The following is a 14,599-nucleotide window of genomic DNA, read 5'->3' on the forward strand; positions in this document are numbered from 1 at the left end:
CGTAAACGCCAAATCTGCAGGCGTCATTAAAAAGGAGCGGCTTAAAGCCATAGTACGCAGCTTCTTCGCTGCTGTTGTGCCGCCGGCACTGGGCCTAGCCTTGCTCGGCCTGATATGGGAAATGGTGGCAATGAAAAGCGATGGCTTTCCATCGCCTTCCGCAACCTATGAGGCGGCCCTCAATGTATTTTCCGATCCCTTCTACAGCAACGGCCCGAATGACCAGGGAATAGGCTGGAATATACTGGCATCTTTGAAACGCGTTGCATTCGGCTTCGGCGCTGCGGCCGCCGTCGGCATTCCGCTGGGCTTCCTGATCGGACGCTTCAAGTTTTTGTCCAGCATGTTCAACCCCTTGATCAGCATTCTCAAGCCGGTTTCGCCGCTGGCCTGGCTGCCGATCGGCCTGCTGGTATTCAAGGCTGCCAATCCGGCTTCGATTTGGGCGATCTTCATCTGTTCGATCTGGCCGATGATCATCAACACCGCGGTCGGCGTGCAGCGCGTGCCGCAGGATTACATGAATGTGGCCAAGGTGCTCAACCTGTCGGAGTGGAAGATCGTCACCAAGATCCTGTTCCCGTCGGTGCTGCCCTACATGCTGACCGGCGTGCGGCTGGCGATCGGCACCGCCTGGCTGGTGATCGTCGCCGCCGAAATGCTGACTGGCGGTGTGGGCATCGGCTTCTGGGTCTGGGATGAGTGGAACAACCTGAACGTGCCGCACATCATCATCGCCATCGTCGTGATCGGCGTGGTCGGTTTGTTGCTGGAGCAGGCGCTGGTCGCCATCGCCAAGGCATTCACCTATGAAGAAGTGCGCAACTGAGGAGCCTGTCATGGATAACACAAGCAAGTTCATCGAGATCCAGAAAGCGGAAATGGTGTTCCACACCGCCAAGGGCAGCTTCCACGCGCTGCGCGACATCAACCTAAACGTGAAAAAGGGCGAGTTCGTCACGCTGATCGGCCACTCCGGCTGCGGCAAATCGACCCTCTTGAACCTGATCGCCGGCCTGCTGAACGCGACCGAGGGCACGCTTCTATGCGCCAACCGCGAGATCGCCGGTCCCGGACCGGAGCGCGCCGTCGTGTTCCAGAACCATTCGCTGCTGCCCTGGCTGACCTGCTACGAGAACGTCTACCTCGCCGTCGAGCGCGTGTTCGGTGCGGCCGAAGGCAAGGCCAAATTGAAGGAACGCACGAAGGCGGCACTGGCCCTGGTCGGCCTCGGCCACGCGGAGCAGAAGCGGCCGCATGAAATCTCCGGCGGCATGAAGCAACGCGTCGGCATTGCCCGGGCGCTGTCGATGGAGCCGAAGGTGCTGCTGATGGATGAACCCTTCGGCGCGCTCGATGCGCTGACGCGCGCCCACCTGCAGGACGAACTGCTGAAGATCGTGGCCAAAACCGAATCCACCGTGGTCATGGTGACGCACGACGTGGATGAAGCGGTGCTGCTGTCCGACCGTATCGTGATGATGACCAACGGCCCCGCGGCGACCATCGGCGACATCGTGCATGTGCGCCTCGATCGCCCGCGCGACCGCGTGGCCCTGGCGCACGACCCGTTGTACATCGAGTACCGCAGCGCGGTGCTGGAATTCCTGTATCACCGGCAGGCGCATCCGGCGGCAATCAAGGAAGCAGCCTGAAAACGTACAACGAGGGAGGGCGGTGGCGGGGGCTTCGGCCCCCGCTGCCGTTTCAGCGCGCGACGACGAGGTAGAGCAGCAAAAGATTGAGCACGATGGAGACGGTTGCCGCAGCCTTCCACAGGGCGACCGGATCGCGTTTGGCCAGCGGTGCGGACATGCGCGGCGCCGGCGGGTTGCTGGCACCGCGTTCCAGCGCGAGCAGGAATTCTTCCGCCGTCTCGAAGCGGTCGGCCGGGTCGCGCGCCACCGCGCGCAGCAGCACGTTTTCGAGCCACAGAGGAATCTCCGGACGATACCGGCTCGGCAGGGCCGGCTCCGTGAAGCGCGGGCGCTGGAAAGGTTCGATCTCGCCGTAGGGATAGTGGCGGGTGAGCATGAGGTACAGCGTGACGCCGGCGGCATAGACATCCGTCTGGCGCGAAGGCGGCGCGCTGTCGAACTGCTCGGGCGCCAGGAAGGAGGGTGTGCCGGCTTGCGGTGCCTCCACCGCGTCTTCTTCTTCCAGCCCCGAAATCGCGACCCCGAGATCGAGCAGGCGCAGCTCGCCGTCCGTACCGAGATGCACATTGCCCGGCTTGATGTCGCGATGGATGATGCTGCGCCGATGCAGGGCGCCGACCGCGCGCACCAGCTTTTCGCCGATGGCCACCGTTTCCGGCGCCGTGAAATGCGCGCCCACATCCAGCTTCTGCTGCAGCGTCTCGCCTTCGTGCCAGGTGCTGAGGTAGTACAGGAAATTCTTTTGCTCCGGCGTGATCACCTGCGGGAAGAAGCGGGCGACCACGCGCTTGGCCAGCCACTCTTCGTGGGCGAAGGCGGAGCGTTCGTGCGGGTCGTTGGCGCGGTCCGGATGCAGGGTCTTGAGCACGAGCTGGCGCTGGGTCTTCGGATCGAGCACGCGGTACAGCAGCGTCGCCTGCGAGCTGTGGATGACGGCTTCCACCCGGTATCCGTCTATCGTCTGCCCCGGCTTCAGCCTGGGCGGCACCGGCAGCTGCGCTGACACCGACAGCGCATCCCGCAGGTTTTCATCCGGCAGGTGGTCTACGCGCAGCACCACGGCGCTGCAATTGTCGGGGGAACCGGCGGCGAGTGCGGCGTTGACGAGCGTGTCGGCGCAGGAGGAAACGTCGGTTCCGCCCATTGCCACCTTGGACAAGGCATGCGTGATGTCGTACTCGGTCATGCCGGCCCAGATGCCGTCGGACGCGAGCAGCATGACATCCCGCTCGCGCAGCTCGCCCATGCCATGGTCGATCGCAAGCCGGGTGTCGAGGCCGACCGCGCGCGTGAGCACATGCTGCATCTCGGGCCGGTCCCACACATGGTCTGTGGTCAGCCGGGTCAGTACGCCCGCCCGGAGCAGGTAGAGCCGGGTGTCGCCGACATGGGAAAAGTAGTAGCAGTTGCCGCGCAGGACGACGGCGGTCAGGGTGGTGGCCATCCCCGCCAGCTCGGGCCGCACCGAGCCCTGCTTCTGCACCCAGCTGTTGATGGACTTGATGACCTTGTCGAGGGCATGCGTGACCGGCCAGGTATCGGGCGTGGCGTAATAGTCGGCCAGCAGGCCGCGCACGGTGTACTCGGAAGCTTCGCGCCCGCCTTCGTTCCCGGAGACGCCGTCGGCAATCGCGGCAATCAGGCCCTTGGTGGACAGTTCCGGCCCGGTGGGCGTGACCATGCCGACGAAATCCTCGTTGCGCTCGCGCAGGCCGGCGCGTGTCGAATGGCCGATGCTGACGGATAGTGGCATGTTAGGTTCCCGGCGGCGCAGATGAAAAAACGGCAGAGGCGGGGATGATTGTCCGCCGCCTCCGCCGTCCATGTTACTCAATTTCCGGGTTCAGATCTTCGCCGTGGTCATCGCGGCGCTGCCCCAGGTGGTGCGCCAGCGTCCCTTGACGGCGGTCAGGCCGACGAGCGCCGTCACGGCCAATGCCGCGAACATGGTCAGGCCGAGCTGGTAGCTGCCGGTGACCTGCTTCGAGTAGCCGAGGCTGGACGCAAGATAGAAACCGCCGATGCCGCCGGCCATGCCTACCAGCCCGGTCATCACGCCAATCTCCTTGCGGAAGCGCTGCGGGACGAGCTGGAACACCGCGCCGTTGCCGGTGCCGAGCGCGAGCATCGCCAGCACGAACACCACGAGCGCGAGACCGTAGGACTGCAGGCCGGTGCTGGCGATGAACAGGAACAGTCCGGCCAGCACATACATCAGCGACAGCGTCTTGATGCCGCCAATGCGATCGGCGACGATGCCGCCCACCGGTCGCACCAGCGAGCCGGCGAACACGCATGCCGCAGTGAAGTAGCCGGCGGTGACCGGCGACAGGCCGTACTCGGTGTTGAAGTAGATCGACAGCGACGAGGCCAGGCCGGAGAAGCCGCCGAAGGTCACGCTGTAGAAAAACATGAACCACCACGCATCCTTGTCCTTGAGGACGTGCAGGTATTCGACCATGGCCTTGGGCGGCGGCGCGCCCGGCGCATCCTTGGCGAAGACCATGTAGACGACGAAGGCGACGCCCAGCGGGATCAGGCACCAGCCAAACACATTCTGCCAGCCGAAGGCGACGGCGAGGGAGGGCGCGAACAGCGCGGCGAATGCAGTGCCGGAGTTGCCCGCGCCGGCGATGCCCAGCGCCGTGCCCTGGTGCTCGGGCGGATACCAGCGCGAGGCGAGCGGCAGCGCGACGGCGAAGGCCGCGCCGGCGACGCCGAGCAGGATGCCCAGCGTAAGCATGCTGTCGTAGGTGTTCAACTGCCCCAGCCATGCCCAGGCGAGCGCGGCGATCACGATCAGCTGTCCGATGGCGCCGGCTTTCTTGGGCTTGAGGTGGTCGACCAGCACGCCCATCACGATGCGCAGCAGCGCACCGGCGAGCAGCGGCGTGGCCACCATCAGTCCCTTCTGGGCGGGCGTGAGCGCGAGGTCTTTCGAGATCTGCACGGCGAGCGGCCCGAGCAGCACCCAGACCATGAAGCTCAGGTCGAAATAGAAAAAGGAAGCGAGCAGGGTCGGCGTGTGGCCCGCCTTCCAAAACGACGTCGTTTTCATGATGCTCCTTTGCACCAAAGTTGGAATGGCTGCGCACAATGCAATCCGCATGCCACGCGCTTTCATGCATCACCTCGCTCTCAATCGGGTGCATGCCGCACTGCGGCGGTGCGGTTTTGTCTTCATCGCGGTGCATTTGCGTTGTTTCTGCATTGGCACCGCTCTTGCTAAGAATCTGCCGGGATCATTTTGTCCGGCTTCAAAGGCGAAGCCGCGTGGAGAAGGAGCTTTAATGAAGAAGCTGAAGTTAGTCATGGTCGGTAACGGCATGGCCGGTGTGCGCACGCTCGAGGAACTGCTCAAGATCGCGCCGGACATCTACGATGTCACCGTTTTCGGCGCCGAGCCCTACGCCAACTACAACCGCATCCTGCTGTCGCCGGTGCTCGCCGGCGAACAGACCATCAAGGACATCATGCTCAATGATGTGGACTGGTATGCGCAGAACGGCATCACCCTCCACCTCCGCAAGAAGATCGCGAAGATCGACCGCGTGCGCCGCCTCGTCATCGCGGAAGACGGCACCACCGCCGAATATGACCGGCTCCTGCTGGCGACCGGCTCCACGCCTTTCATCCTGCCGGTGCCGGGCAAGGACTTGAAGGGCGTTATCGCCTACCGCGACATCCAGGACACCAATGCCATGATCCAAGCCGCCGGCGTGCACAAGCATGCGGTGGTGATCGGCGGCGGCCTGCTCGGGCTGGAAGCGGCCAACGGCTTGAAGCTGCGTGGCATGGATGTCACCGTCGTGCACCTGCCCGCGTGGCTGATGGAGCGCCAGCTTGACCCGACCGCCGGCAAGCTGCTGCAGAAGTCGCTGGAAGACCGCGGCCTCAAGTTCCTGCTCGACAAGAATACGAAGGAGATCGTCGGTGACGACAGCGGAAACGTGAAAGCGATCCGCTTCACCGATGGGCTGGAGATCCCGGCCGAACTGGTCGTGATGGCCGTCGGCATCCGCCCGAACACTGTGCTGGCCGAATCGGCCGGCCTGTTCTGCAACCGCGGCATCGTCGTCAACGACACGATGCAGACCTACGACCCGCGCATCTATGCGGTAGGCGAATGCGTGAACCATCGCGGCACCGCCTACGGCCTCGTCGCGCCGCTGTTCGAGATGGCGAAGGTGTGCGCCAACCACCTCGCCAACTTCGGCATCGGCCGCTACCAGGGCTCGGTCACCTCGACCAAGCTGAAAGTGACGGGCATCGACCTGTTCTCCGCCGGCGAGTTCATGGGCGGGGAAGGAACGGAGGAAATCGTGCTGTCCGATCCCATCGGCGGCGTGTACAAGAAACTGGTCATCAAGGAAAACAAGCTGGTCGGCGCCTGCCTGTACGGCGATACGGTGGACGGCAGCTGGTATTTCAAGCTGCTGCGCGAGGGCCGGGACATCACCGAGATGCGCGACACGCTGATGTTCGGCGAATCGAATACCGGCAGGCCGGGCGATACCGGTCATGAAGGTTTCACCAAAGCGGCGGCCATGCCGGACGATGCCGAAGTCTGCGGCTGCAACGGTGTCTGCAAGGGCGCCATCGTCACGGCGATCAAGGAGAAGGGGCTGTTTACGCTGGAGGATGTGCGCAAGCACACCAAGGCATCGGCATCCTGCGGTTCCTGCACCGGCCTCGTCGAGCAGATCATCATGGCCACCGCCGGCGGTGACTACTCCACCTCCAGCAAGGCCAAGCCGGTGTGCGCCTGCACCGATAACACCCACCAGCAAGTGCGCGACGCGATCAAGGCCAACAAGTTGCTGACGATCGCCGATACGATGGCCTTCATGGAGTGGCGTACGCCGGACGGCTGCGCCACCTGCCGCCCGGCGCTGAACTATTACCTGATCTCCACCTGGCCGCATGAGGCCAGGGACGATCCGCAATCGCGCTTCATCAACGAACGCGCGCACGCCAATATCCAGAAGGACGGCACCTACTCGGTCGTGCCGCGCATGTGGGGCGGGGAAACCAGTTCGTCCGAGCTGCGCCGCATTGCCGATGTGGTCGATAAGTTCCGCATCCCGACCGTCAAGGTCACCGGCGGGCAGCGCATCGACCTGCTCGGCGTGAAGAAGGAAGACTTGCCGGCGGTGTGGCAGGAGTTGGGCATGCCGTCGGGCCATGCGTATGCGAAGGCGCTGCGCACGGTGAAGACCTGCGTCGGTTCGGAATGGTGCCGTTTCGGCACGCAGGATTCGACGGAGATGGGCAAGCAGCTCGAACGCATGCTGTGGCGCATGTATGCGCCGCACAAGGTGAAGCTGGCCGTGTCGGGCTGCCCGCGCAACTGTGCGGAGTCCGGCATCAAGGATGTGGGCGTGATCGGTGTCGATTCGGGCTGGGAGATTTATGTCGGCGGCAACGGCGGCATCAAGACCGAGGTCGCGCATTTCTTCGTGAAGCTGAAGACGCACGAGGAAGTGCTGGAGTATGCCGGCGCCTTCCTGCAGCTCTATCGCGAGGAAGGCTGGTATCTCGAACGCACCGTGCATTACATCGCGCGCGTGGGTCTCGACCATGTGAAGAAGAACGTGCTGGAGGATGCGGAAAACCGCAAGGCGCTCTACCAGCGCCTGCTGTTCTCGCTCGACGGCGAGCCCGATCCGTGGCACGAACACGAGAAGGCCCGGGTCGATACCCGCCAGTTCGCTCCGCTCGCATGAAAGGGAACAACATGACGCAACAATGGAAAGCCGTTTGCAAGGTCGCAGACATTCCCGCGCTCGGCGCACGCGTGGTCCGGCGGGCAGCGAAGCCCGACGTGGCGATCTTCCGCAGCAGCGAAGACAAGATCTTCGCCTTGCTCGATCGCTGCCCGCACAAGGGCGGCCCGCTGTCGCAAGGCATCGTGTTCGGCGAGCGCGTCGCCTGCCCATTGCACAACTGGAACATCCAGCTCGATTCCGGTTGCGCGCTCAGCCCGGACGAAGGCTGTACGCAACGCTTCAGCGTCAAGGTAGAAGAAGGCACGGTCTTTCTCGATGCCGAGGAATTGAGCACACTGGCGATCGAGGTCACCACTGAATGAATGCATTGCGCGAAACAAAGACGACCTGCTGCTATTGCGGCGTAGGCTGCGGCGTCATCGTCGAGAGCGATGGCGAAAGGATCACCGGCGTGCGCGGCGACCCTGACCATCCTGCCAACTTCGGCAGGCTCTGCACCAAGGGCAGCACGCTGCACCTCGCCGCCGATCCGCTGCTGCAGCAGCAGGCGCGCGCGCTGCATCCCGAGATGCGGGTGGCGCACGGTGCACGGCGTGAACGGGCAAGCTGGGACGGCGTACTGGATTTCATGGCGAAGAAGTTCGCCAGCACGATCCGCGAGCACGGCCCGGACAGCGTGGGCTTCTACATTTCCGGGCAGTTGCTGACCGAAGACTATTACGTCTTCAACAAGCTTTCCAAGGGGCTGGTCGGCACCAACAATATCGATACCAACTCCCGCCTTTGCATGTCGAGCGCGGTGGCCGGCTACAAGCAGACGCTGGGCGCCGATGCACCGCCGGCATGCTATGAAGATGTGGACCACGCCGACCTCATCTTCATCGCCGGCTCGAATACCGCGTATGCGCATCCCATCCTCTACCGACGCATCGAGGAGGCGCGCACGAAGAATCGCGCACTGAAGATGATCGTCGCCGATCCACGCCGCACCGACACCGCCCGCGACGCCGACCTCTACCTGCCCATCCTGCCGGGCACCGACGTGGCGCTGTTCAACGGCATGCTGCATCTCTGCCTGTGGGAAGGCTGGATCGATGAGGCATACATCGATGCCCACACCGAAGGCTTCGATGAACTGAAGCGCACCGTGCGCGAGTACACGCCGAAGTTCGTCGCCGAAACCTGCGGCATCAGCGAGGAAGACCTGGTCACCGCGGCGCGCTGGTTCGGCGAGTCGAAGGCGGCGCTCTCGCTGTACTGCCAGGGTCTGAACCAGTCCGCTTCCGGCACGGCGAAGAATGCCGCGCTGATCAACCTTCACCTTGCGACGGGGCAGATCGGCAAGCCGGGTGCGGGGCCGTTCTCTCTGACCGGGCAGCCGAATGCCATGGGCGGGCGCGAGGTCGGCGGACTGGCGAACCTGTTGTCGGCGCACCGTGAGCTGTCCAATGCGGCACATCGCGCCGAGGTGGCGCAGCTGTGGGGCGTCGACGACGTGCCGGCCACGCCGGGCAAGACTGCGGTGGAGATGTTCGAGGCCGTGCGCGCCGGCGAGATCAAGATCCTGTGGATTGCCTGCACCAACCCGGCGCAGTCGCTGCCCGACCAGAAGCTGGTGCGTGAAGCGCTGGAGAAAGCCGAGCTGGTGATCGTGCAGGAAGCCTACAAGACCAGCGCCACGGTCGATTTCGCCGATGTGCTGTTGCCGGCCACCACCTGGGGCGAGAAGGAAGGCACGGTCACCAATTCCGAGCGCCGCATCACCCGCTTCCAGCCGGTGCTGCCCAAGCCGGCGGAGACGCGGCATGACTGGGAGATCGTGATCGGGTTTGCCCGCCGCCTTGAGATGCTGATGGACAGGGACAGGACGCTTTTCCCCTATGCCGGCACCGAAGAGATCTGGAACGAACACCGCGAATCCACGCGCGGGCGCGACCTCGACATCACCGGCCTGTCCTACCGCATCCTGGAAGAGCAGGGGCCGCAGCAGTGGCCGTTCCCGGAAGGCGCGACGGCAGGCAGGAAGCGCCTGTATGAAGACGGCGTGTTCCCGACTGCGAGCGGCAAGGCGCGATTCGTCAACACCGTGTACCAGCCGGTAGCGGAGCCGGTCGACGCCCGCTTTCCCTTCCACCTGAACACCGGCCGCCTGCGCGACCAGTGGCACGGCATGAGCCGCACCGGCACCGTGGCCCAGCTCTTTTCGCATGCGCCCGAGCCGGCGGTGATGCTGCCGAGGATCGACATGGACCGGCGCATGCTTGCCGATGGCGACCTGGTGCACGTCACCAGCAGGCGCGGTACGCAAATCCTCCCGGCAATGGCGAGCGACGACATGCGCGCCGGCCAGGTGTTCATCGGCATGCACTGGGGCGATGAATATGTGTCCGGCCGGGGCGCCTGCGGCGTCAACGCGCTGACATTGCCAGCGTTTTGCCCCAGCTCCAAGCAACCGGAACTGAAGCATGCCGCCGTCAAGATCCTGAAGGCAGAACTGCCGTGGCGCTTCCTGGCGTTCGGCTGGGTGGATCAGGACAAGGCGCTGGCGCTCCAGCTCGCCATGCGGCCCTTCATGCGGCGCTTCAGCTATGCGTCGTGCACCCTGTTCGGCAGGAACAAGACCGGCGTGCTGTTCCGCGCGGCCGACGACTACCCCGGCCAGGCCGCGCTGGTGAATGAGATCGAGCGCCTGTTCGGCATCGACGGCGCCGAGGTGCTGCGTTACGACGATGCGCGCCGCGGCAATGCGCGCCATATCCTGGTGCGCGAGGGCAGGCTGGCGGCGGTGGCGCTCGCCGGCGATACCTCCGCCGAGCATTGGCTGAAGGAATACCTGGAGGGTGAGCAACCGGTGGCTTCGCTGGGCCGCCTGCTGCTGATGCCGTCGGCAAAGGCGCCGCAAGGCTTCAAGGCGCGCGGCCGCATCGTCTGCAATTGCTTCAACATTGCCGAAACGGAAATCAACGAGGCGCTGGTGAAGCACGACTGGATCAACCGCGGCACGCCGGAGGCTGCGCTCGCCGCCCTCCAGGGAAAGCTGAAATGCGGCAGCAACTGCGGCTCCTGCGTGCCGGAACTGAAGAAGATCATCCTGCACCAGACGCCCTCCACCCGCGCCGCTGCCTGACGGCCTCGCCAGATGCACTCCGTTGCACCCCATGCAACGGAGCGTGCCTGCCCATGACGGTTTAAAATAGCGTTCCTCTTTTCCGTCACTCAACCCAAGCGAACGTCATGGCCGTCAACCTTCCCCTTCCCATTGCCGCCAACCTGAAGCCTGTCGCAGGCATCGAACTGGGTTTCGCAGAAGCCGGCATCCGCAAAGCCAACCGCAAGGACGTGCTGGTCATGCGTCTGGCGCCGACCGCCACCGTATCCGGCGTGTTCACGAAGAACCGCTTCTGTGCGGCGCCGGTGCAGGTGTGCAAGGCGCACCTGGAAGGGGCGCGTGCATCGGGCAACACGATTCGCGCACTGGTGATCAATACCGGCAATGCGAACGCGGGCACCGGCGAACTCGGCATGGCCAACGCCCAGGCAACCTGCGAGGCATTGGCCGCGCTGCTGGGCTGCGCCCCGGCGCAAGTCCTGCCGTTCTCGACCGGCGTGATCCTGGAGCAGCTGCCGATGGACAGGCTCAAGGCCGGCCTGCCGCCCGCCGTCGCCAATCTCAAGGCCGACAACTGGTACAGCGCCGCCGAAGCGATCATGACCACCGACACCCAGCCCAAGGCGGCCTCGCGCACGGTGACGATCGCCGGCAAGTCGGTCACCCTGACCGGCATCAGCAAGGGCGCCGGCATGATCAAGCCGAACATGGCGACCATGCTCGGCTACCTCGCGATGGATGCGAAGGTGGCGCAGCCGGTGCTGGACCGCATGGTGAAGGATGCGGCCGACAAGTCCTTCAACTGCATCACCATCGACGGCGATACCTCGACCAACGATTCCTTCGTGGTCGTGGCGACCGGCGCCGGCGAGCTGGAAGTGAATGACGCCGCCTCGCCGGAGTACGCGGAACTGGCCGCCGCCGTGACGTCCATCTCGCAGGAACTGGCGCAGATGATCGTGCGCGACGGCGAAGGCGCGACCAAGTTCATGACCATCACCGTCGAAGACGGCGCCTCGGTCGAGGAATGCCGCCAGATCGCCTATTCCATCGGCCATTCGCCGCTGGTGAAGACCGCCTTCTATGCATCCGACCCCAACCTCGGCCGCATTCTCGCCGCGATCGGTTATGCCGGCGTGGACGACCTGGATGTCAGCAAGATCAACCTCTACCTCGACGATGTGTGGGTGGCGAAGAACGGCGGCCGCAATCCCGACTACAAGGAAGAGGATGGCCAGCGCGTGATGAAGCAGAGCGAGATCACCATCCGCGTCAAGCTCGCGCGCGGCAATGCCGCCGCCACCATCTGGACCTGCGATTTCTCGCACGAGTACGTGAGCATCAACGCCGACTACCGTTCCTGACATTCTCGACATGACGCAACTCGACCAATTCCTCGAGCGCGCCGAAGCGCTGCTCACGCGCATCGAAGCCTTCCTTCCGCATGCGGCGCGCAACATTGACTGGGAAGCCTCCCATGCCTTCCGCTGGCGCAAGCCCGGCGGCAAGGGCAGCCGCGGTTACCTGCAGCCGGTCGCCCATGTGGCACGCATCGCGTTTTCCGATCTGCACAACATCGAGCCGCAAAAGCAGCAGATCGAGCAGAACACCCGGCAGTTCGTCGAAGGCCGGCCGGCCAACAACGTCTTGCTGACCGGCGCGCGCGGCACGGGCAAGTCCTCGCTGATCAAGGCATGCCTGAACCAGTACGCCGCGCAGGGATTGCGCCTGATCGAGGTGGACAAGGATGACCTGTGCGACCTGCCGGACATCGTCGAGCTCGTCGCCGGGCGGCCCGAGCGTTTCGTGATCTTTTGCGACGACCTGTCCTTCGAAGAGGGCGAGGGCGGCTACAAGGCACTGAAGGTGGCGCTCGACGGCGGCCTCACCGCGCAGTCGGACAACGTGCTGATCTACGCCACCTCCAACCGCCGCCACCTGATGCCGGAACGCATGTCCGACAATGCGAGCTACGTGCATACCGAGGACGGCGACCTGCATCCCGGCGAGACGGTGGAGGAAAAGATTTCGCTGTCCGAGCGCTTCGGCCTGTGGGTGTCCTTCTATCCGTTCAAGCAGGACGATTACCTCGATATCGTGGCGCACTGGCTGCGTCATTTCGGCTGCAATGCCGCGCAGATCGAGGAGGCGCGCGCCGACGCATTGCGCTGGGCACTGCAGCGGGGTTCGCGTTCGGGGCGGGTCGCATGGCAATTCGCCAAGGACCATGCCGGCAAGGTCCGGCAGTAAGGCGCGCATGTCATCCGCTTCCGCCGCACCCATTGACGTCGCCGTCGGCATCCTCATGAAGCCCAACGGCGACGTGCTGCTCGGCCAGCGCCCTGAAGGCAAGCCCTACGCCGGCTACTGGGAATTCCCCGGCGGCAAGGTGGAGCCGGGCGAGGACATCCTCGCCGCGCTCAAGCGCGAATTCGTGGAAGAGCTGGGCGTGCAGGTGCTGTCCGCCGAGCCGTGGTGCGGGGTCGAGCATGTCTATCCGCATGCCCATGTGCGACTGCATTTCTACATCAGCCGCGAATGGTCGGGCGAGCCGCAAAGCCTGGAGGGGCAGGCATTCGCCTGGCAGGGTACGCTGGGCGTGGAACCGCTGTTGCCGGCCACGATCCCACTCATCAAATGGCTGGACAAGGTACGCTATGGCTGCGGTGCTGCCTAGTCCGTATTCATTTCAATACACTGTACATATTTTTGTACACGCGCCAGCCCCAAGAAAAGGCCTTATTTTTCAAGGAATTAATGCTGGGTGACACATTCGGTGTACATTTTTGTGTACGCTTGATGCTGCCCCACTCAGCCAGAGAATCTACTAAGTCCTTGAATTAATTGGATTAATTCTTCTGGCACGCCAGTTGCTGAACCGTTACGAAAACTGACCGGTACAGGCTCGCCCTGCGGTCAACGACACGGACAGAGGGGACAATGGCGGACAGGGAAAAACAGGCCGGGGCGGTACTCACGATCGACTTGGGCGCGCTGAGCCGCAACTATCGCCTGCTGCGTTCCCTCGCCGCCGGCGCCCAGTGCGGCGCCGCCGTGAAGGCGGATGCCTACGGCCTCGGCGCGATTCCCGTCGCGCAGGCGCTTGCTGCCGAAGGCTGCCGTCACTTCTTTGTCGCCCACCTGGATGAAGGCATCGCGCTGCGGCCGCATCTTCCCGCCGACGCAGACATCTTCGTGCTGCACGGCCCGCTCCCCGACGCCGAACCGGAATTCATCGAACACCACCTGATTCCCGTGCTCAACAGCGCCGCTCAGGTTGCCGGCTGGCGCCAGGCCGCGCGTGTCGCCGGACGCCATCTGCCGGCGGTGGTACAGGTGGACACCGGCATGTCGCGCCTCGGGCTGTCGCGGATGGAGGTCGGCAACTGGCTCGACAACCCGGATTTCCTGCGCGGCATCGAACTGCGTTTCCTGATGAGCCACCTCGCCTGCGCCGAGCGCCAGGAGCATCCGATGAACGGCGCGCAGCTCGAAGCATTCCACGCGCTGCGCCGGATCTTGCCGCGTTCCCGCGCCAGTTTCGCCAACTCGTCCGGGATCTTTCTCGGCCCGGAATACCACTTCGACCTTGTCCGCCCCGGCGCGGCGCTCTACGGGATCGCACCCATCGACGGCGCTCCCAATCCGATGGCGCCGGTCGTCACGCTGCAGGCGAAGGTGATCCAGACCCGCGTCATTGAGCGCGGCGAGTGCGTCGGCTACGGCGCCACCTATCGCGCGGCAGGGCAGCGCAGGATCGCGACGATCGCCGCGGGCTATGCGGACGGCTGGCTGCGCAGCCTCAGCGGCAGAGGTTATGCGCTTGCCGGCGACGTGCGCGTTCCTGTCGTCGGCAATGTATCGATGGATACCTTCGCGCTCGACGTGACCGAGGTGCCGCCGGAGCGCATGCATGCCGGCGCTTTCGTCGACCTCATTTCCGCGGCGCAGCCGGTGGATGAGGTGGCGGCGCAAGCCGGAACCATCGCCTATGAAATCCTGACCAGCCTCGGCGGCCGCTATCACCGCGAGTACGTCGACGAACAGCCCGCTGCACAAGTGCGGGAAGCATTCGAACTGAACATTTGACACTGACAGAGGGA

11 protein-coding genes are annotated in these 14,599 nt (G+C 64.3%); 9 read left to right on the forward strand and 2 right to left on the reverse strand.

The window, feature by feature from the left end; translation table 11 throughout:
• The first annotated feature begins 121 nt into the window (after positions 1-121).
• A complete protein-coding gene (gene ntrB / locus VFF99_RS01965; protein WP_325014649.1) occupies positions 122-829 on the forward strand; it encodes a nitrate ABC transporter permease in 708 nt (235 codons plus the stop codon).
• A 10-nt stretch (positions 830-839) separates the two neighbouring features.
• Positions 840-1,655: an ABC transporter ATP-binding protein gene (locus tag VFF99_RS01970; protein ID WP_325014488.1), complete on the forward strand. Its 816-nt coding sequence runs from the start codon at positions 840-842 to the stop codon at positions 1,653-1,655.
• Between the two features lie 52 nt (positions 1,656-1,707).
• Here the strand turns inward: VFF99_RS01970 and VFF99_RS01975 are convergent, their stop codons facing one another.
• Positions 1,708-3,411, reverse strand: a complete 1,704-nt coding sequence (locus VFF99_RS01975) for a bifunctional protein-serine/threonine kinase/phosphatase (protein ID WP_325014490.1) — start codon at positions 3,409-3,411, stop codon at positions 1,708-1,710.
• Between the two features lie 90 nt (positions 3,412-3,501).
• A complete protein-coding gene (locus tag VFF99_RS01980; protein ID WP_325014492.1) occupies positions 3,502-4,716 on the reverse strand; it encodes a nitrate/nitrite transporter in 1,215 nt (404 codons plus the stop codon).
• Between the two features lie 232 nt (positions 4,717-4,948).
• Between VFF99_RS01980 and nirB the strand changes: the two genes are divergently transcribed.
• The 7 genes from nirB (at position 4,949) to alr (ending at position 14,585) form a co-directional block, all read left to right on the forward strand.
• Positions 4,949-7,384, forward strand: a complete 2,436-nt coding sequence (gene nirB, locus VFF99_RS01985; protein ID WP_325014494.1) for a nitrite reductase large subunit NirB — start codon at positions 4,949-4,951, stop codon at positions 7,382-7,384.
• Positions 7,385-7,395: 11 nt separating this feature from the next.
• Entirely contained in the window at positions 7,396-7,749 is a 354-nt protein-coding gene (nirD, locus tag VFF99_RS01990) for a nitrite reductase small subunit NirD (RefSeq protein ID WP_325014495.1), read from the forward strand.
• The gene (locus VFF99_RS01995; RefSeq protein ID WP_325014497.1) at positions 7,746-10,514 is read left to right on the forward strand and encodes a molybdopterin-dependent oxidoreductase; all 2,769 of its coding nucleotides are present in this window, start codon (positions 7,746-7,748) and stop codon (positions 10,512-10,514) included. Before nirD ends, VFF99_RS01995 begins: the two co-directional genes overlap by 4 nt.
• A 107-nt stretch (positions 10,515-10,621) precedes the next feature.
• Complete coding sequence (gene argJ, locus VFF99_RS02000; protein WP_325014499.1) at positions 10,622-11,860, forward strand: bifunctional glutamate N-acetyltransferase/amino-acid acetyltransferase ArgJ; 1,239 nt, start codon at positions 10,622-10,624, stop codon at positions 11,858-11,860.
• A gap of 10 nt (positions 11,861-11,870) precedes the next feature.
• On the forward strand, positions 11,871-12,746 hold the full coding sequence (locus VFF99_RS02005) for an ATP-binding protein (RefSeq protein ID WP_325014501.1): 876 nt from the start codon (positions 11,871-11,873) through the stop codon (positions 12,744-12,746).
• 7 nt (positions 12,747-12,753) lie between these two features.
• Positions 12,754-13,173, forward strand: a complete 420-nt coding sequence (locus tag VFF99_RS02010; RefSeq protein WP_325014502.1) for an NUDIX domain-containing protein — start codon at positions 12,754-12,756, stop codon at positions 13,171-13,173.
• 263 nt (positions 13,174-13,436) lie between these two features.
• Positions 13,437-14,585 (forward strand): alanine racemase, encoded by a 1,149-nt coding sequence (alr, locus tag VFF99_RS02015; RefSeq protein ID WP_325014504.1) that lies wholly within the window; start codon positions 13,437-13,439, stop codon positions 14,583-14,585.
• Positions 14,586-14,599 lie beyond the last annotated feature (14 nt).

The organism is Noviherbaspirillum sp., assembly GCF_035654295.1.
Lineage (GTDB): Bacteria > Pseudomonadota > Gammaproteobacteria > Burkholderiales > Burkholderiaceae_D > Noviherbaspirillum.